Origin of the sequence: Pseudomonas sp. CAU 1711, from assembly GCF_039888625.1 — a bacterium.
Classification (GTDB): domain Bacteria; phylum Pseudomonadota; class Gammaproteobacteria; order Pseudomonadales; family Pseudomonadaceae; genus Aquipseudomonas.
The window spans coordinates 112,455-128,478 of the sequence record NZ_JBDQQT010000009.1 but is presented as its reverse complement, the minus strand read 5'-3'; the positions used below and the strand labels follow the sequence as shown (position 1 = coordinate 128,478).

The window sequence follows — 16,024 nt, the reverse complement described above, 5'->3', positions numbered from 1 at the left end:
GGTGGGCGCAGAAGATACCCGCAGTCGCGCCCGCCTGCATCTACCGCTTGCCGAGCGGCGAGCCGCGTTGGCGGCCCGCCGTCGGTGTCACAGCGCGTCCAGCAGTTGCAGCGCCGCCTGCACACGGGCGGCATTGGGGTAGTTGCGGTTGGCCAGCAGCACGATGCCGACCTGGCGGGCCGGGATGAACAGGGCGTAGGCGCCGAAGCCGTTTGTGGAGCCGGTCTTGTTGAGCAGCATCTGGGCCGTGGGCGCCAGTGCCGGCTCGATGCGCCTGGCGGGCTGCGCCTCCAGGGCCATGGCCGACGAGTTGCCGGCCAGCAGGCGCTCCGTCGTTATTGGATAGGGGTAGCGCTCCCAGCCCAGGCCCTGGGTCATTTCGCCGACCTGGTAGTAGCCGCGCTGAGTGGTCTCGATGGCCTCGCGCAGGGCCGGCTCCAGGGCGCCGGCATCTAGGTTGGCGGCGACGAAGCGGAGCATGTCGCTGGCGTCGCTCTTCACCCCGTAGGCCTCGGCATCCAGCATGCCGGGGTTGACCCGCACGGGGCGGTCGTCGCGGTCGTAGCCCTGGGCGTAGAGACCCATCTGCGCCGCCGGCACCCTTATGTAGCTGTGCGTCAGGCCGAGCTTGGGGAACAGCTCGTTCTCCAGCAGCTCGGGGAAGGGCCGGCCGAGGCTGCGCGCGCCGAGCAGGCCGAGCAGGCCGATGCTCGGGTTGGAGTAGCGGCGCCGCTCGCCGGAACCCTCTGGCGGCTGCCAGCTGTGGTAGTAGGCGAGCATGCGCGCCTCGTCGTCGACCTCGGCGGGGAACTGCAGCGGCAGGTCGCTGCCGGTGTAGGTGCCGAGCTGCAGCAGGCTGATGTGCCCGAGCGGGCTGTCGCGCAGCGCCGGCAGATGGCGGCCGGCCGGGTCGCTCAGCTCGAGCCGTCCCCGTGCCTGGGCGTAGGCGGCGAGGGTGGCGGTGAAGGTCTTGCTCAGCGAGCCGATCTCGAACAGCGTGTGCGGCGTCACCGCCTGCCCGCTCTCGCGCGAGGCGACGCCGTAGCTGAAGTGCTGCGGCTGGCCGTCGAGGCTGATGGCGACGGCCATGCCGGGTATGTCGTGCTCGGCCATCAGCGGCCGGATCACCGCGTCCACCCTGGCCTGCAGTTCGTCCGCCGGGGCGCCGCTAGCAGCGGCCGCGGCCAACGCCAGGGCGCTGGCCAAGAGTCCGCGCAGCTTAGCCATGGCCGGGAATCCTCAGGCCACGCTGCACCGCCGGGCGGGTGAGGAAAGTGTCGAGCACGCGGCTCACATTGGCGAAACGCTCGAACTGCACCAGTTCGCCGGCCTCGTAGAAGCCGACCAGGTTGCGCACCCAGGGGAAGGTGGCGATGTCGGCGATGCTGTACTCGTTGCCCATGATCCACTGGCGGCCTTCCAAGTGCCGGTCGAGCACGCCGAGCAGGCGCGCGGACTCGGCGACATAGCGGTCGCGCGGACGCTTGTCCTCGTACTCCCGTCCGGCGAACTTATGGAAGAAGCCGAGCTGGCCGAACATCGGGCCGATGCCGCCCATCTGCAGCATCAGCCACTGGATGGCCTGGTAGCGCGCGGCGGGGTCCTGTGGCAGCAGCTGGCCGCTCTTCTCGGCCAGGTAGAGGAGAATGGCGCCGGACTCGAACAGGGCCAGCGGCTCGCCATTCGGCCCGTTGGGGTCGAGGATCGCCGGGATCTTGTTGTTCGGGTTGAGCGAGAGGAACTCGGGGCTGAACTGATCGTTGCTGTCGAAGCTGACCAGGTGCGGCTCATAGGCCAGGCCGATCTCCTCCAGCATGATCGACACCTTGACGCCGTTGGGCGTGGGCAGCGAATACAGCTGCAGGCGCTCGGGCTGGGTGGCGGGCCACTTGCGGGTGATGGGGAAGGCGGAGAGGTCGGTCATGGGGCTTCCTTGATCGCTGAGAAGGGCTGCGAGGCCGTATCTGAACACGGCCGCGCGGCAGTACGACAATCGATAGGCTTGCTAGTGCCCATCGACCGGGCCGATTCGCCTCAGTGCCGGCGCGCCCGGCGGATGCGCCGCATCACCCCGACCAGTATCAGCAGGGCCAGCGGCCCCAGGGTCAGCAGCGCGGTGCGCTCCGACAGCTCCAGACCGAGGCTGTGCAGGCCCTGGTAGAGCAGCTTGAACAGGCTCAGCAGGTAGTAGCTGATGGCGATGATCGACAGGCCCTCGACCGCCTTCTGGATCTTGATCTGGGTGTCGGCGCGGGCGTTGAGGCTGTGCAGGATGGCCGAGTTCTGTTCCTCGACTTCGCCCTGCACCCGTACCTGCAGCAGGTCGCTGAGGTGACCGACGCTCTGCGCCAGGCGGTTCAGGCGCTGGTCGGTGGCCAGGCAGTAGCGCACCGTGGGGCGGAAACGCCGCTCGATGAACACGCCCAGGCGCTGGCAGCCCTCGACATGGCTCTCGCGCAGCTCGGCGATGCGCTCGCCGACCAGTTGCGCGTAGGCGGTGACGGCGCCGAAGCGCTGGCGGGTGCGCGCGTTGCAGCGCACGATGCGCGCCGACAACCGGGCCAGCTCGGCGGACAGCTCGCGGGCACTGCCACGGCCGTCGGCATTGCACTCGGAGAGGCGGTCCAGTTCGCGGTCGTAGTCCTTCAGCTCCTGGTTGACCTGCTGCGCCACCGGCAGGCTCAGCGAGGCCATCATGCGGTAGGTCTCGATCTCCAGCAGGCGGCGCACCATGCGCCCCAGACGGTAGGCGTTGAGCCCGTGATTGACCAGAAGTAGGCGGTTGACGCCGCGCTCGTCGAGGCGGAAGTCCGACCAGGCGGTGGCGTCGCCGCCGCCCAGGTGCGAGGCGGCGGGGTCCTTGAAGCCGCAGCGGGCTGGACCTTCGCGCCAGTTGTCGGCCGCGTCCACCAGCAGCTGGGTGGCGCAGATCAGGCGTTCGCGGTGCGGCTCCAGCAGGGCTTCCAGGTCGTCCGGCCAGGCGCGCCACAGCGGGTCGTCGGCCTGCCGTGGCTGCACCAGGGTGAGGGTGAAGAACTCGCCGTGACGCTCCCACTTGAGGGTCGCCCTGGCGAGCCGCAGCAGGCCCTGGGCGCTGTTGCTGCCCAGGCGGTCGTCGGCCAGGCGTTCCAGCTGGCCGACCAGCACCGAGCAGGATTCTTCCGGGTCGAAGAAGGCCAGGTGATGCACGTTGGCCGGTTCGCTGAAGTAGATGGAGGGGCGCGAGTGCAGTTCGTTGTGCAGGGAGACGCGCAGAGGGTGCATAGGGACTCTTCGCCTGGCAGTGGGGATGGAGGCAATGACGCGGTAGCGCGACTGTCTGGTCACCACGGCGCTTGCGACATTTCGCCCCGCCGGCGTGGCAAGGGAATGTGCAGGCGTGCGCCGAGCCGGTATGGTGCTGCACGCGCGCCTTCGGCAGCCAACGCAACGAGAACGGACCCCAGGGAGAACCCCATGAGCCTGCACGGCCAGTACGACCCGCAGAACATCTTCGCCAAGATCATTCGTGGCGAGGCCCCTTGCTACAAGCTGTACGAGGACGAGGACGCGCTCGCCTTCCTCGACCTGTTTCCGCAGTCCTATGGCCACTGCCTGGTGATTCCGAAGAAGGTCGAGGCGCGCAATATCCTGGAGATCGACGACGCCAACCTGGCCAAGCTGATGAGCGTGGTGCGCAAGCTGACCCAGGCGGTGGTCGACGAACTGCAGCCGGCCGGCGTGCAGGTGGCGCAGTTCAACGGCGCCCCGGCCGGGCAGACGGTGTTCCACATCCACATGCACATAGTGCCGCGCTACGAGGGCGAGGCGCTGGGTATCCATGCCTCCAGGCCGGGCGATACCGAGCAGCTCGAGGCGCTGCAGGCGCGGTTGGTCAAGCGCATCGAAGGCTGATCGCGCCGGCCCGGCCAGGGCCGCAGGCCGCTCGCTCAAGAAAACGCCGCGCTCCCCTGGCAGGGCGCGGCGTTTTTGCTGGGCCGAGCGCAGTGTCTCTGTAGGAGCGAGATCTGCTCGCGAAGCCTCTAGCTCGCTGGATTCGCGAGCAGGGCTCGCTCCTACGCTTCGGTTGCCTGGCACGACTCGGCGCGTGCCCGGCACTGCTCAGCGCTGGGCGATCGCCCGCCGGTTGGACAGGTAGATATTGTCCGGCTGCGGCACCTCGCCGCTCTGCAGGGCGCCGAGCCACTCCTCGGTGCTCAGCACGGCGGCGAAGCCGGTGTGCATGACCACGCTGAACACCCGGTGGATCTCCTCGGCCGTGGCCGCCCCCATGGCGTTGCGGTAGGACGGCGCGCCGGTGGCGTCGTGCAGCAGCTCGACCCTCCAGCCCTCGTGATGGGCCTGGCGCACGGTGGAGTCGTCGCAGTGCTGGGTCATGTAGCCGATCACCGTCAGAGTATCGATGCCGTTGTCGCGCAGGTAGGCGCCCAGGTCGGTGCCGGCGAAGGCGCTGGCCATTCGCTTCTGGATCAGGTGATCGCGTGGGCGCTCGGCTACCAGCGGATGCAGCTCGGCACCCGTGCCGCCGCTGGCGAAGATCGGCGAACCTTGCGGTGCCAGGTGCTGGACGACTATGACCGGGATGCTGGCGGCGCTGGCGGCGTCCATGGCGCGGCCGATATTGGCCAGCGATTGCTCGATGGGTGGATGCTCGATGCGCAGGTTGCCGGTGACGTATTCGTTCTGCACGTCGATGACGATCAGGGCGCGTTGCGGTTGCGGGCTCATGGCGGGTTCCTTCTCTTGGGGTGGTTATCGCCGGGCAGAGTGTTGGCTCGCCGCCTCCTTCGCAGTGAGTGGCCCTGAAGCCAGCTTGCGCTAAGATCGGGCCAAGCCTCTTGGAGCCAGCCGTGCCTGCTCATCGCATCGCCGTGGTCGCCTTCGACCGCATCAACCCCTTTCACCTGTCCGTGCCATGCCAGGTGTTCGGCGACCTGGCCGAGCTATACGAGCTGCGCGTCTGCGCCAGCACGCCAGGCGCGCTGGCGACCCCCGCCGGCTTCGGCCTGCAGGTGGCGCACGGCCTGGAGGCCCTGGAGTGGGCGCAGACGGTAATAGTGCCGAGCTGGCACGATCCGGCCGAGCGTCCGCCGCAGGCGCTGCTGGATGCTCTGGTGCAGGCCCACACGCGCGGCGCGCGCCTGGTCGGCCTGTGTCTGGGCGCCTGTGTGCTGGCCGAGGCGGGACTGCTCGATGGCCGCCGCGCGACCACCCACTGGGCCTGGGCCCGCGACTTCGCCGAGCGCTTCCCACGGGTGACGCTGGATGCCGATGTGCTCTACCTAGAAGACGGCAGCCTGCTGACTTCGGCCGGCACCGCCGCCGGCATCGACTGCTGCCTGCACCTGCTGCGCCAGCAGCACGGCGCCGAGCTGGCCAACCGGGTGGCGCGGCGCCTGGTGGTGCCGCCGCATCGCCAGGGCGGGCAGGCGCAGTTCATCGAGCAGCCGCTGCCGGCCAGCGCCCGCGACGACCGCCTGGCCGGCCTGCTGGACTGGGTGCGCGCCCATCTCGACCTGCCGCACAGCCTGGACAGCCTGGCCGAACGCGCGCTGATGAGTCGGCGCAGCTTCACCCGGCATTTCCGCCAGCTCACCGGAGCGACGCTGGGCGGCTGGCTGCTGGCCGAGCGGCTGGCCCTGACCCAGCGCCTGCTGGAAAGTACCGAGCAGAGCGTGGAGGCCATCGCCCAGCTGGCCGGCTTCGGTTCGCCGGTGTCGCTGCGTCATCACTTCGGCCGCGCCTTCGGCGTGTCGCCCAGCGCCTGGCGGCAGACCTTCCGCGGCCACTGAGCGGGCTGGACGCGGGGCCCGGCGCTGGGCAAGGATGACGGCTTTTGCCGGGAAGCCCGCCATGCGCCGCCTGCCATCGCTCACCGCCCTGCGCACCTTCGAGGCCGCCGCGCGCCACGCCCACTTCGGCCGCGCGGCGGCCGAGCTGTGCGTCACCGACAGCGCGGTCAGCCACCAGATCCGCCAACTGGAGGAGCAGCTCGGCACGCCGCTGTTCCAGCGCGACGGCCGCCAGGTGCGCCCGACGCCGCAGGCGCGGCGCCTGCTGCGCAGCCTGCAGCAGGCCTTCGAGCTGATCGGTGAGGCCTGCGACGAGCTGCGCGACCCCGGCTCGCAGGCGCAGCTGCGCATCGCGGTGACCGCCGAGCTGGCGCAGAAGTGGCTCATCGGGCGCCTGGCCGATTTTTCCGAGCGCCACCCGCAGATCACCCTGCACCTGCACGAGCAAGCCTTGGAGGCGCCGCTGCCGGGCGCCGAGATCGACCTGGCGATCACCTACGGCACCGGCCCGGAGGATGCCAGCGCCTACTTCGTGCGGCCGCTGCCGACCCTGCAGTTCTTCCCGGTGTGCAGCCCGGGGCTGTTCAACCAGCTGCCGCTCAAGCACCCGCGTGACCTGGCCCGCCACTGCCTGCTGCACGACGACCAGGACGGCAAGACCTGGACCGCCTGGCTGACCACCCACGCCGGCGATATCCAGCCCAGCCGCCACCTCTACCTCGGCCATGCCGGCTTGACCATGGAGGCGGCGGCGCGCGGCCAGGGCGTGGCCATCGGCGACAACCTGACCAGCGCCGAGGACCTGGCCAGCGGCCGCCTGGTGCGCCCGTTCGCCGCCCAGGTGCCGGCGCTGGGGCAGTACGCGCTGGTCTGCGAGCGCCTGCGCCTGGACAAGCCGGCGGTGGCGCAGTTCATCGAGTGGTTCACCGATCAGCTGGTCGATGTGTGAATTAGATTCAGTAGTTCCGCGAAAATCGTCATTGGTCGCGGGCATTCTGCCGCGGGTACTGTCGGGCTACTTCCAGCCCCGACGAGGACACGCACATGGCCCGCACCCTGACTTCCCTGCCCAAGGCCGACGGCTTCCGCCTGCCCGGCGAATTCGAACCCAAGAGCCGTTGCTGGCTCGGCTGGCCGGAGCGCCCGGACGTGTGGCGCAACGGCGGCAAGCCGGCGCAGAAAGTCTGGGTTGAGATCGTCAGCGCCATCGCCAGCAGCGAGCCGGTCACCGTGTGCGCCTCGGCCGCGCAGTACGCCAACGCCCGGCGCCAGCTGCCGGCCCAGGTGCGGGTGGTGGAGATGACCTGCAACGACAGCTGGTTCCGCGACAGCGGCCCGGCCTTCCTGGTCAACGATGCGAGCGGCGAGGTGCGCGGCGTCGACTTCGAGTTCAACGCCTACGGCGGCCTCGACGGCGGCCTCTACTACCCCTGGGACAAGGACGACCAGATCGCCCAGAAGATCCTCGAGATCGAGGGCTTCGAGCGTTACCGCGCGCCCTTCATCGCCGAGATGGGCGGCATCCAAAGCGACGGCCAGCGCACCATCCTCACCACCGAGCAGTGCCTGCTCAACCGCAACCGCAACGCCCACCTGGGCAAGGACGAGATGACCCGCCGCCTGCAGGATTACCTGGGCGCCGAGCAGGTGATCTGGTTGCCGCGCGGCTGCAAGTTCGACGAGACCGACGGCCATATCGACGACCTGGCCTGCTTCGTCCGCCCCGGCGTGGTGGTGATGCAGTGGACCGACGACCGCAGCGACCCGCAGTGGGAGATCTACCAGGAGGCCTACGACATCCTGCGCAGCACCCGCGATGCCCAGGGCCGCGCGCTGCAGGTACACAAGCTGCCGCAGCCGCGGGTGCTGGAGTGGACGGCGGCCGAGGCCGAGGGCCTGGACCGGGACGACGCCACCCATGCGCGCCAGGCCGGCACGCAGATCTGCGCCTCCTATATCAATTACTACGCCGGCAACTCGGCCATCGTCGTGCCGCTGTTCGGCGACCCCAACGACCGCATCGCCCAGGCCACCCTGGCCGAGCTGTTCCCCCGGCACCGAATCCTCGGCATCGAGAACTCGCGCGAGATCCTGCTCGGCGGCGGCAACGTCGCCTGCATCACCTCGCCGCAATACGCCGCTCCCAAGCGCCAGGAGGTGTAGCCATGCGCCTGTCCGCACTCTGCCTGGCTCTGGGCCTGTCTGCCGCCGCCCAGGCGGCGCCGGGCCAGCAGGTCAACCTGTATATCTGGAACGAGTATCTGGCGCCGGACACCCTGTCGTCCTTCGAGCGGAAGACCGGGATCAAGGTGGTGGTCGACCACTTCGATTCGCTGGAAACGGTGGAGACCAAGCTGCTCACCGGACGCAGCGGCTACGACCTGGTGCTGACCGCCGGCCAGCACCTGCAGCGGGCGATCAAGAGCGGCGCGCTGCAGCCGCTGGACAAGGCCGCGCTGCCGCATTTCGCCGGCATCGGCGCGGAGTTCGCCAAGCACATGGCGGCCTTCGATCCGGACAACCGCTATGCCGGCATCTACCTGTGGGGCACCACCGGCGTCGGCTACCAGCGCGAGGCCATCGCCCGGCGCATGGCCGATGCGCCGACCGACAGCTGGGCCATGCTGCTGGACCCGCAAGTGGTCTCGCGTTTCGCCGACTGCGGGGTGAGCTTTCTCAACGACCCCAACGAGGTGTTCGCCGCCGCGTTCAGCTACCTGGGCCTGGACATCAACCGGCAGAACCTCGACGACCTGAAGCGCGCCGAGGCGCATCTGGCCAAGGTGCGGCCGCATATCCGCTACTTCGACAACGACCGCAATATCGCCGACCTGGCCAACGGCGACAGCTGCCTGGCGATGGCCTGGAACGGCAACGTGGCGCTCGCCGCCGGCCAGGCCGAGCAGGCCGGCAAGCCCTATGCGATCGGCTACAGCATCCCGCGCGAGGGCGCGCAGATCTGGTTCGACGCCATGGTGGTGCCGGCCGATGCACCGCATCCGCAGGCGGCCCTGGCGCTGATGGACCACCTGATGACCCCCGAGGTGATCGGCGCCATCAGCAACACGGTGTACTACGCCAACGCGGTGCCGGCCGCCGACGCCACGGTCGATCCGGCGATCCTCGCCGACCCCGGCACCTATCCGCCGGCGGCGGTGCGCGCGCGGCTGTACACCAAGAACGACAACGGCCCGCTGTTCAACCGCGCGCTGACCCGGGCCTTTTCTAGGCTGAAGGCGGGGCTTTAGCACGACGGGGCTTGAGCGCCGGCCTGGGGTCGCCAATACTGGCCCGACCCCACGCACGCCCAAGGAGGGCCTTCATGCGTTCGATTCTCGCCGTTCTACCCCTGGTTCTGCTGGCCGGCTGCTCGTCCTTCCGCCCCGATGCCGAGCACATCACCCCGGTGCCCGGTGATCGCCTGCTGGCCTACCAGGAGGCGCGCGAGGGTGGCGGCCAACTGGTAGTCAATCGCGACATGGGCCTGATGGGCGGCGGCTGCTATGTGGCTATCGAAGTGGATCGCCAGCTCGCCGCGCGTATCGGCATGGCCGAGGTGGCCAGCTTCCAGGTGCCGGCCGGCACTCGCGTGCTGGGCCTGACCCTCGACCCGCTGGACGACACCCTGTGCGGCAAGGGGCGCCTGCACAAGGAGCTGGCGGTCAAGGTGACGCCGGGCAGCACCCAGTACTTCCAGGTGGTCAGCGAGAACCGCGGCGGTTTCGATCTCCGCCCGGACGCCAACCCGCCGCGGCCCTGACCCCGGGCCACGGTGTGGCCTTCATTTGCGCATAGAGAGGGAACTTGCATGGATCGCATCGCGCGACTCGTGTTCGCCGCACTGTTGCTGACCGGCCTGCCGGCGCTGGCCGCCGAATGGCCGCCGGGCGTGCGCGAAACCTTCCAGAAGGGCTGCGAGAGCAGCGCCGGCCAGGCCCTGGGCGCGGAGCGTGCGCGACTCTACTGCGCGTGCACGGTGACCGGCATCGACCGCGACTTCTCCAGTGCCGAGGTCGCCGAACTGGAGAAGGCCGATCTGCCGCAGCCCCTGATCGAGCGCCTGCAGCGGCTGTCCCAGCAGTGCCTGCAGGCTCTGGAGGGGCAGGGGTAGTCCCTCTCGTCTACTCCCGCCACAGCGGGTGCTTGCCCATCACCTCGGTGGCCCAGTCGGCGAAGGCGCGCACCCGCGCCGAAAGGTGCCGCGAGTAGGGGTAGACCAGGCTCATGGTCATGCTCTCCAGGCGCCAGTCCGGCAGCATCTCCACCAGCCGACCCTCGGCCAGCGGCTGCTCGGCCTCGCAGCTGGGCACTGTGACGAAGCCGAGGCCGGCCTCGGCGGCGGCGATATAGGCCCCGCCGCTGTTGAAGCGCATGGCCGGTTCCTGCTCGATGACGTAACGCTCCTGGCCGCGCTGCAGCACGCTGACCTTCTGCCGCCCGCTGGCCGGATAGACGAAGGCCAGGTAGCGCAGCGCGGCGAGGTCCTGCGGGTGGCGCAGTGGCGGATGCCGGGCCAGGTACTCGGGGGTGGCGCAGAGGGTGAAACGCATCTGGCCGATGGGGCGGCAGACCAGGTCCGGGGTGTTCACCGGGCCGCCGCGGATGGCGCAGTCCACGCCTTCCTGAACCAGGTCGACGACCCGCTCGCTGCAACCGACGTCGAGGCGAATCAGCGGGTGGCGGGCGACGAAGTCGGGCAGGGCGGGGATGATCAGGAAGCGCCCGACCGGCGAGGGCATCTCCACCCGGACCCGGCCGCGGGCCAGGCCGCGACTGTGCGAGACGCTGGTCTCCAGCTCGTCGAGGTCGTCCAGCACGGCGCGGGCGCGCTCGTAGTAGGCGCTGCCATCGGTGGTCGGCGACACGCGCCGGGTGGTGCGGTGCAGCAACTTGACGCCGAGCTGGGTCTCCAGCGCCAGCACCTGGCCGGACACCGTGGTCTTGGCCAGGCCCAGTGCCTCGGCGGCGCGGGTAAAGCTGCCGAGCTCGACGATGCGGCAGAAGGCGCGCATCGCCTCCAGACGGTCGAAGGCCATTGTCCGTTTCTCCGCACAATGTTTACGTGTGTGGCTAATTTATCCAGTTATGGGCGAGCAATACAGTGGCGACCGATCCCGGTACGACACCGGGCCACTTCGGAGATGCCGCCATGATGACCAGCAAGCGCAACAACTATCACCAGACCGCCCCGCGCGTGTTCAAGGCCCTCTATGCCCTGGAGCAGACCCAGGCCGGCTTCCCCCTGGAGGGTTCGCTGCGCGAGCTGATCAAGGTGCGCGCCTCGCAGCTCAACGGCTGCGCCCTGTGCCTGGACATGCACAGCGCCGACGCGCTGCAGCGGGGCGAGTCGGCCCGCCGCCTGCTGGCCCTGGGCGCCTGGGAAGACGCGCCCTTCTTCAGCGAGCGCGAGCGCGCCGCCCTGCTGTGGACCGACACCCTGACCCTGCTGGCCGCGCGCCATGCGTCGGATGCCGTATACGCCCAGGTGGCCGCGCAGTTCGACGAGGGCGAGATCGCCGAGCTGACCCTGGCCATAGTCACCATCAACGCGTGGAACCGCTTCGGTGTCGGTTTCGCCATGCGGCCGGAGAGGTGAACGCCGCGCAGTCGATTGCGATCTGCTCAGCGCCAGCTGTGCCAGCCTGCCGTGTGGTGGCCTGGCTGTTGTCCGAGGGCCAGGCGCCGCTGTTCGGGCCGGTTTCCCACCGAGTCAAAGCATCCCGCAGGAGGGCATCATGTTGCACGCCGTGCTGATCGAGACCCAGCATCCCGACGAACAGACCCTGCGCCGGCACCTCGTGGCGCTGGCCGGGGGCAATGGCTGGCGGTTGCAGCGGCTGGGGTCAGTGGAGCGGTGCTGGTTGCTGTGGCTGAACGATGCCGAGGGCGGCGCGCGCCTGTGTGGCGCGCTGTTGAACTGCGCCTGGCTGCGCCGTCTGGACTGTGCCCCGGCGCTCCTGCCCGTACTGGCTGCGCCGGATCACGCATGCAGGGAATGGCCCCAGGCGCTGCCCCATAGGTGATGTCGATCACAAGCCGAGCGACTGCCTCTCGGGCATGAGGCGCGAGCCAGAGCCACTGGCGTCTCGGGCATGGCGATCTGGCGTGCCGGGCATTCACGTCGAATTCACAATCGCTGCTTAACTTGGGGCTGCTCCCCAACCCGGGGACGCGCCATAACAACAACCATAAGGAAATGCAGCGATGCGTGTTCTCGCAGCCCTCAGCCTGCTGGCCCTGAGCGCCCAGGCCGGCGCCCAGTGTCCGGACTTCCAGAGCCCCGCCAATCCGCCGAGCTTCAGCAAGCCGGCGAAGAAGAGCTTCCGCCATTTCGGCAACCAGGTGCTGGCCGGCCTGTACAAGCCCTGGCACATGGTCCACGACCAGATGGTGCGCAGCGGCCAGACCGCCACAGTCACCGCCAAGTTCGACTACGACGCCGTGCTGCACAAGGATCTGGAGGGCGAGTACGTGCACGCCTACCTGTACGGCACCGGCATGAGCGGCTGGAGTTACCTGGGCCGTCACACCACCGACAGCGACGGCAAGATCAACGTGGCGGTCGGCGTTCGCCCGGTGGGCGAGTATCGCCTGCGTTTCGTGGTCGAGGGCGACCTCAGCCAGGTCGACGGCTACCTCAGCGTGGTCGACCCGAACCGCCCGGCGGTGCTGTTCGATATCGACGGCACCCTGACCATCAACGACTTCGAGGCCTACGCCGATTACGTCGGGCTGAAGACCGCACAGGCCTACTACTACGCACCGCAGACGGTGCAGGCCTATCGCGACAAGGGCTACCAGCTGGTGTTCCTCACCGCGCGGCCCTACTGGGTGACCAAGGACGCCCGCCAGTGGTTCGACTACCAGGGCCTGCCGCAGTGGCACTACCGCTCCAACCCTTACGGCGACGGCCCGATTCCGCCGGACACCCTGGCGCACAAGACCAACTACGTGAAGTACCTGCGCGAGCAGGTCGGCCTGAACATAGTGCGCGCCTACGGCAACGCCACCACCGATATCGCGGCCTACGCCGCCGGCGGCATTCCCAAGGCGCAGACCTGGATCATCGGCCAGCATGCCGGCAAGGAAGGGACCCAGGCGGTGGGCGGCGACTACAGCTACCACTACAGCACCGTGGTGGCGGCCACTCCGCCGGCCAACTGCAACTGAGTGAGTCATGCCCTCTGCTTGTGGGAGAGGGCATGGCGCCCGGCCTCCTGGGGGCGTTCTTCTCAGACCCGGTCGGCCAGCGCCAGCTTCACGCCCAGCAGGGTGAACAGCCCGCCCGTACCACGCTCAAGCCACAGGCCGACGCGGCGGCCGACCTGCAGGCGCCGTTGGGCGAAAGCGGTGGTCAGGGCCAGGAAGTGACACCAGAGCATGCCGTTGACGTTGAAGATGACGCCCAGAAGGATAAAGGCCAGGGCCTTGTGTTCGGCGTCCGGGCTGATGAACTGCGGCACGAAGGCGAGGAAGAACAGCGCCACCTTGGGGTTGAGCACATTGGTCAGAAAGCCCTGGGCGAAGATGCGCCCATAGGGCAGGGCCGGCAGTTCGACGCTACCCGGCTCGATGGCCTCCTTGCGCTTGGCCAGCAGCATGCCGATGCCGATGTACAGCAGGTAGGCGGCGCCGACCAGCTTGACCACCATGAAGGCGGTGGCCGAGGTGGCGAGCAGGGCGGACATGCCCAGCGCGGCGGCGACTATATGCACGCAGGTGCCGGCGCCTATGCCCAGCGCCGCCGCCGAACCGGCGCGCCAGCCCTGGGTGGCGCTGCGCGCCATGATCAGCAGCGAGTCGGGGCCGGGAGCCATGTTCAGCAGCAGGCCGGAAATGACGAACAGGGCGAGATCATGGGTGCCGAGCATGGCGGGGTTCCTTGCCGTGGGAAAGCGGAATTCTGCGCCTTTCCCGAGTGTTCGGTCAAAGTTCCGCCGAGGCGTTGCGGGGGCTGTCTGCCTATGGGCTGATGTCGTCTATTTTTCCGGAAAAGACTGCATTTTCTCCGCTATTTTCTCTATCTGTCGCATAGCTTCTGAAAAGCGACGAGGCCTGCCGCCAGTCGGTGCCGCTTCGTCATGGCAGCGCCGTGGGCCCGGCTATGGCAAACTGCGTTTTTTGCTGCGCCGAGTGCCACTGTTTGGCTCGAGTCGCCGCCGCAAGCGAATTCGCGCCGCCGGCCGTCGCCGGGGTGCAACCGTCAAGCCAGCCGCATTGGGCGGCCATAGAAGAAGAGGAATGTCCCGTGCACAAAGCCGTAATCAGTGGCACTGGTCTGTATACCCCGGCCAACAGCATTTCCAACGACGAGCTGGTGGCTTCCTTCAATGCCTATGTCCAGCAGTTCAACGCGAGCAACGCCGCCGCCATCGAGCGTGGCGAGATCGAGGCGTTGAGCGAGTCGAGCAGTGCCTTCATCGAGAAGGCCTCGGGCATCAAGAGCCGCTTCGTCATCGACAAGGACGGCATCCTCGATCCGCAGCGCATGGTGCCGCGCATCCCCGAGCGCTCCAACGAGGAGTGGGGCATCCTCTGCGAGATGTCCGTGGCCGCGGCCAGGCAGGCGCTGGAGCGCGCCGGGCGCACGGTGGCCGACATCGACGGGGTGATAGTCGCCTGCTCCAACCTGCAGCGCGCCTACCCGGCGGTGGCCATCGAAGTGCAGGCGGCCCTCGGCATCGAGGGCTGGGGCTACGACATGAACGTGGCCTGCTCCTCCGCCACCTTCGGCATCCAGGCTGCCAGCAACGCCGTGGCCACCGGCCAGGCCCGCGCCGTGCTGATGGTCAACCCGGAGATCTGTACCGGCCACCTGAACTTCCGCGACCGCGACAGTCACTTCATCTTCGGCGATGCCGCCACCGCGGTGATCATCGAGCGTGCCGACCAGGCCAGCTCCCAACACCAGTGGGACATCCTCGGCACCAAGCTGCTGACCCAGTTCTCCAACAACATCCGCAACAACTTCGGCTTCCTCAACCGCGCCGCGGAAGAGGGCGTAGGCGCCAAGGACAAGCTGTTCGTCCAGGAAGGGCGCAAGGTGTTCAAGGACGTCTGCCCGATGGTGGCCGAGCTGATCGGCGCCCACCTGGCGGAGAACCAGCTGAACGTCGGCGACGTCAAGCGCTTCTGGCTGCACCAGGCCAACCTCAACATGAACCTGCTGATCGCGCGCAAGCTGCTCGGCCGCGACGCCGAACCGCACGAGGCGCCGGTGATCCTCGATACCTACGCCAACACCAGTTCGGCCGGCTCGGTGATCGCCTTCCACAAGCATCAGGACGACCTGCCGGCCGGCAGCCTGGGCGTGCTCAGCTCCTTCGGCGCGGGCTACTCCATCGGCAGCGTGATCCTGCGCAAGAAGGCCTGACCCGCCATGGCAGGGAGTGCCGAGGACGAGTTGCTCGCCCGCCTGCGCACCGGCGAGCAACGGGCCTTTCGCGAGCTGGTGACGACCTACCAGGGCGCCATGCGCGCGGTGGCCTTCGCCATAGTCGGCAGTCGCAATGCCGACGAGGTGGTGCAGGACGCCTGGCTGGCCGTGGTGCGCAGCCTGGATGGCTTCCAGCAGCGCGCCAGCCTGAAGACCTGGCTGCTGACCATTACCGCCAACACCGCCAAGACCCGCCTCAAGCAGCAGCGCCGCGAGCCGCTGCTCGACGACCTGCCGGCGCCGCACGGCAGTGTCGGCGCCGAGCGTTTCGCCGAGGACGGCCATTGGCTGACGCCGCCCAGTCAGTGGGAGCAGGACACACCCGAAGCCCTGCTGGCCGAGGCCGAGCTGCGCGAGTGCCTGGAGAAGACCATCGCCAGCCTGTCCGAGATGCAGTCCAGCGTGCTGCTGCTGCGCGAGCGCCAGGGCCTGGAATTGGAGGCGATCTGTAATCTTCTCGATCTCTCGCTCTCCAATGTCCGTGTGCTGCTGCACCGCGCCCGGCTCAAGGTGTTTGCCACCCTGGAGCATTTCGAGGAGACCGGCCAATGTTGACCTGTCAGGAACTGGTGGCCCATTCCAGCGACTATCTCGATGGTCAGCTGCGCCTGCGCGAACGCATCGCCGTGCGCGCGCATCTCGCCATGTGCAGGAACTGCCGGCGCTTCATTCGCCAGATGAAAGTCACCCAGGCCGTGCTGCGGCAACTGCCGGAGCGGCCGCTACCGGAGCTGGAGGTGTTGGCCGAGAGGCTTGCCCGCCAGCGCCGCGAGTCCTGAGCCGAAAAAGGCCCGCG

19 protein-coding genes are annotated in these 16,024 nt (G+C 68.6%); 13 read left to right on the top strand and 6 right to left on the bottom strand.

Features of this window, described 5'->3' with window-relative positions; translation table 11 throughout:
* Positions 1 to 87 precede the first annotated feature (87 nt).
* From ampC to AAFN46_RS12060, 3 genes are all read right to left on the bottom strand, one after another.
* Positions 88 to 1,227, bottom strand: a complete 1,140-nt coding sequence (gene ampC / locus AAFN46_RS12070) for a class C beta-lactamase (protein WP_347808937.1) — start codon at positions 1,225 to 1,227, stop codon at positions 88 to 90.
* On the bottom strand, positions 1,220 to 1,924 hold the full coding sequence (locus AAFN46_RS12065) for a glutathione S-transferase N-terminal domain-containing protein (RefSeq protein ID WP_347808936.1): 705 nt from the start codon (positions 1,922 to 1,924) through the stop codon (positions 1,220 to 1,222). Before AAFN46_RS12065 ends, ampC begins: the two co-directional genes overlap by 8 nt.
* 110 nt (positions 1,925 to 2,034) lie before the next feature.
* Positions 2,035 to 3,264 carry a DUF3422 domain-containing protein gene (locus tag AAFN46_RS12060; protein ID WP_347808935.1) on the bottom strand — a complete coding sequence of 410 codons (1,230 nt, stop codon included), beginning with the start codon at positions 3,262 to 3,264 and terminating at the stop codon, positions 2,035 to 2,037.
* Between the two features lie 192 nt (positions 3,265 to 3,456).
* Here AAFN46_RS12060 and AAFN46_RS12055 point away from each other — a divergent pair, with 192 nt between their 5' ends.
* A complete protein-coding gene (locus tag AAFN46_RS12055) occupies positions 3,457 to 3,894 on the top strand; it encodes an HIT family protein (protein ID WP_347808934.1) in 438 nt (145 codons plus the stop codon).
* A gap of 207 nt (positions 3,895 to 4,101) precedes the next feature.
* Here the strand turns inward: AAFN46_RS12055 and AAFN46_RS12050 are convergent, their stop codons facing one another.
* Positions 4,102 to 4,728: a cysteine hydrolase family protein gene (locus AAFN46_RS12050; RefSeq protein ID WP_347808933.1), complete on the bottom strand. Its 627-nt coding sequence runs from the start codon at positions 4,726 to 4,728 to the stop codon at positions 4,102 to 4,104.
* A 122-nt stretch (positions 4,729 to 4,850) separates the two neighbouring features.
* Here AAFN46_RS12050 and AAFN46_RS12045 point away from each other — a divergent pair, with 122 nt between their 5' ends.
* From AAFN46_RS12045 to AAFN46_RS12020, 6 genes are all read left to right on the top strand, one after another.
* Positions 4,851 to 5,792: a helix-turn-helix domain-containing protein gene (locus AAFN46_RS12045; protein WP_347808932.1), complete on the top strand. Its 942-nt coding sequence runs from the start codon at positions 4,851 to 4,853 to the stop codon at positions 5,790 to 5,792.
* 61 nt (positions 5,793 to 5,853) lie between these two features.
* Positions 5,854 to 6,741, top strand: coding sequence for a LysR substrate-binding domain-containing protein (locus AAFN46_RS12040; RefSeq protein WP_347808931.1), 888 nt, complete (start codon positions 5,854 to 5,856; stop codon positions 6,739 to 6,741).
* Positions 6,742 to 6,836: 95 nt separating this feature from the next.
* Positions 6,837 to 7,955 (top strand): agmatine deiminase, encoded by a 1,119-nt coding sequence (aguA, locus tag AAFN46_RS12035; RefSeq protein ID WP_347808930.1) that lies wholly within the window; start codon positions 6,837 to 6,839, stop codon positions 7,953 to 7,955.
* A gap of 2 nt (positions 7,956 to 7,957) precedes the next feature.
* A complete protein-coding gene (locus tag AAFN46_RS12030; protein WP_347808929.1) occupies positions 7,958 to 9,040 on the top strand; it encodes an extracellular solute-binding protein in 1,083 nt (360 codons plus the stop codon).
* Between the two features lie 74 nt (positions 9,041 to 9,114).
* Positions 9,115 to 9,552: a 3-isopropylmalate dehydratase gene (locus tag AAFN46_RS12025; RefSeq protein ID WP_347808928.1), complete on the top strand. Its 438-nt coding sequence runs from the start codon at positions 9,115 to 9,117 to the stop codon at positions 9,550 to 9,552.
* A gap of 48 nt (positions 9,553 to 9,600) precedes the next feature.
* A complete protein-coding gene (locus AAFN46_RS12020) occupies positions 9,601 to 9,903 on the top strand; it encodes a hypothetical protein (RefSeq protein ID WP_347808927.1) in 303 nt (100 codons plus the stop codon).
* A gap of 10 nt (positions 9,904 to 9,913) precedes the next feature.
* Here the strand turns inward: AAFN46_RS12020 and AAFN46_RS12015 are convergent, their stop codons facing one another.
* Positions 9,914 to 10,828 carry a LysR family transcriptional regulator gene (locus AAFN46_RS12015; RefSeq protein ID WP_347808926.1) on the bottom strand — a complete coding sequence of 305 codons (915 nt, stop codon included), beginning with the start codon at positions 10,826 to 10,828 and terminating at the stop codon, positions 9,914 to 9,916.
* 116 nt (positions 10,829 to 10,944) lie between these two features.
* On the opposite strand from AAFN46_RS12015, the gene AAFN46_RS12010 reads away from it, so the two are divergent.
* The 3 genes from AAFN46_RS12010 to AAFN46_RS12000 all read left to right on the top strand — a co-directional run bounded on the left by AAFN46_RS12010 (position 10,945) and on the right by AAFN46_RS12000 (position 12,962).
* Positions 10,945 to 11,388: a carboxymuconolactone decarboxylase family protein gene (locus tag AAFN46_RS12010; protein WP_347809022.1), complete on the top strand. Its 444-nt coding sequence runs from the start codon at positions 10,945 to 10,947 to the stop codon at positions 11,386 to 11,388.
* Positions 11,389 to 11,527: 139 nt separating this feature from the next.
* Complete coding sequence (locus tag AAFN46_RS12005) at positions 11,528 to 11,815, top strand: hypothetical protein (protein ID WP_347808925.1); 288 nt, start codon at positions 11,528 to 11,530, stop codon at positions 11,813 to 11,815.
* A 181-nt stretch (positions 11,816 to 11,996) separates the two neighbouring features.
* Positions 11,997 to 12,962, top strand: coding sequence for a hypothetical protein (locus tag AAFN46_RS12000; protein WP_347808924.1), 966 nt, complete (start codon positions 11,997 to 11,999; stop codon positions 12,960 to 12,962).
* Positions 12,963 to 13,024: 62 nt separating this feature from the next.
* Here AAFN46_RS12000 and AAFN46_RS11995 read toward each other — a convergent pair whose 3' ends face one another.
* Positions 13,025 to 13,663, bottom strand: coding sequence for a LysE family translocator (locus tag AAFN46_RS11995; protein WP_347808923.1), 639 nt, complete (start codon positions 13,661 to 13,663; stop codon positions 13,025 to 13,027).
* Between the two features lie 377 nt (positions 13,664 to 14,040).
* On the opposite strand from AAFN46_RS11995, the gene AAFN46_RS11990 reads away from it, so the two are divergent.
* From AAFN46_RS11990 to AAFN46_RS11980, 3 genes are read left to right on the top strand one after another with little or no spacing between them, the layout of a single operon-like run.
* Positions 14,041 to 15,165: a beta-ketoacyl-ACP synthase III gene (locus tag AAFN46_RS11990; protein WP_347808922.1), complete on the top strand. Its 1,125-nt coding sequence runs from the start codon at positions 14,041 to 14,043 to the stop codon at positions 15,163 to 15,165.
* Positions 15,166 to 15,171: 6 nt separating this feature from the next.
* On the top strand, positions 15,172 to 15,783 hold the full coding sequence (locus tag AAFN46_RS11985) for an RNA polymerase sigma factor (RefSeq protein ID WP_347808921.1): 612 nt from the start codon (positions 15,172 to 15,174) through the stop codon (positions 15,781 to 15,783).
* Complete coding sequence (locus AAFN46_RS11980) at positions 15,777 to 16,007, top strand: zf-HC2 domain-containing protein (RefSeq protein WP_347808920.1); 231 nt, start codon at positions 15,777 to 15,779, stop codon at positions 16,005 to 16,007. Before AAFN46_RS11985 ends, AAFN46_RS11980 begins: the two co-directional genes overlap by 7 nt.
* The last annotated feature ends 17 nt before the right edge of the window (positions 16,008 to 16,024 follow it).

Excerpts from the sequence above, each read along its gene's own strand:
- ampC (WP_347808937.1), bottom strand. The coding sequence starts at position 1,227 with ATGGCTAAGCTGCGCGGACTCTTGGCCAGCGCCCTGGCGTTGGCCGCG.
- AAFN46_RS12065 (WP_347808936.1), bottom strand. The coding sequence starts at position 1,924 with ATGACCGACCTCTCCGCCTTCCCCATCACCCGCAAGTGGCCCGCCACC.
- AAFN46_RS12060 (WP_347808935.1), bottom strand. The coding sequence starts at position 3,264 with ATGCACCCTCTGCGCGTCTCCCTGCACAACGAACTGCACTCGCGCCCC.
- AAFN46_RS12055 (WP_347808934.1), top strand. The coding sequence starts at position 3,457 with ATGAGCCTGCACGGCCAGTACGACCCGCAGAACATCTTCGCCAAGATC.
- AAFN46_RS12050 (WP_347808933.1), bottom strand. The coding sequence starts at position 4,728 with ATGAGCCCGCAACCGCAACGCGCCCTGATCGTCATCGACGTGCAGAAC.
- AAFN46_RS12040 (WP_347808931.1), top strand. The coding sequence starts at position 5,854 with ATGCGCCGCCTGCCATCGCTCACCGCCCTGCGCACCTTCGAGGCCGCC.
- aguA (WP_347808930.1), top strand. The coding sequence starts at position 6,837 with ATGGCCCGCACCCTGACTTCCCTGCCCAAGGCCGACGGCTTCCGCCTG.
- AAFN46_RS12030 (WP_347808929.1), top strand. The coding sequence starts at position 7,958 with ATGCGCCTGTCCGCACTCTGCCTGGCTCTGGGCCTGTCTGCCGCCGCC.
- AAFN46_RS12025 (WP_347808928.1), top strand. The coding sequence starts at position 9,115 with ATGCGTTCGATTCTCGCCGTTCTACCCCTGGTTCTGCTGGCCGGCTGC.
- AAFN46_RS12020 (WP_347808927.1), top strand. The coding sequence starts at position 9,601 with ATGGATCGCATCGCGCGACTCGTGTTCGCCGCACTGTTGCTGACCGGC.
- AAFN46_RS12015 (WP_347808926.1), bottom strand. The coding sequence starts at position 10,828 with ATGGCCTTCGACCGTCTGGAGGCGATGCGCGCCTTCTGCCGCATCGTC.
- AAFN46_RS12010 (WP_347809022.1), top strand. The coding sequence starts at position 10,945 with ATGACCAGCAAGCGCAACAACTATCACCAGACCGCCCCGCGCGTGTTC.
- AAFN46_RS12005 (WP_347808925.1), top strand. The coding sequence starts at position 11,528 with ATGTTGCACGCCGTGCTGATCGAGACCCAGCATCCCGACGAACAGACC.
- AAFN46_RS12000 (WP_347808924.1), top strand. The coding sequence starts at position 11,997 with ATGCGTGTTCTCGCAGCCCTCAGCCTGCTGGCCCTGAGCGCCCAGGCC.
- AAFN46_RS11995 (WP_347808923.1), bottom strand. The coding sequence starts at position 13,663 with ATGCTCGGCACCCATGATCTCGCCCTGTTCGTCATTTCCGGCCTGCTG.
- AAFN46_RS11985 (WP_347808921.1), top strand. The coding sequence starts at position 15,172 with ATGGCAGGGAGTGCCGAGGACGAGTTGCTCGCCCGCCTGCGCACCGGC.
- AAFN46_RS11980 (WP_347808920.1), top strand. The coding sequence starts at position 15,777 with ATGTTGACCTGTCAGGAACTGGTGGCCCATTCCAGCGACTATCTCGAT.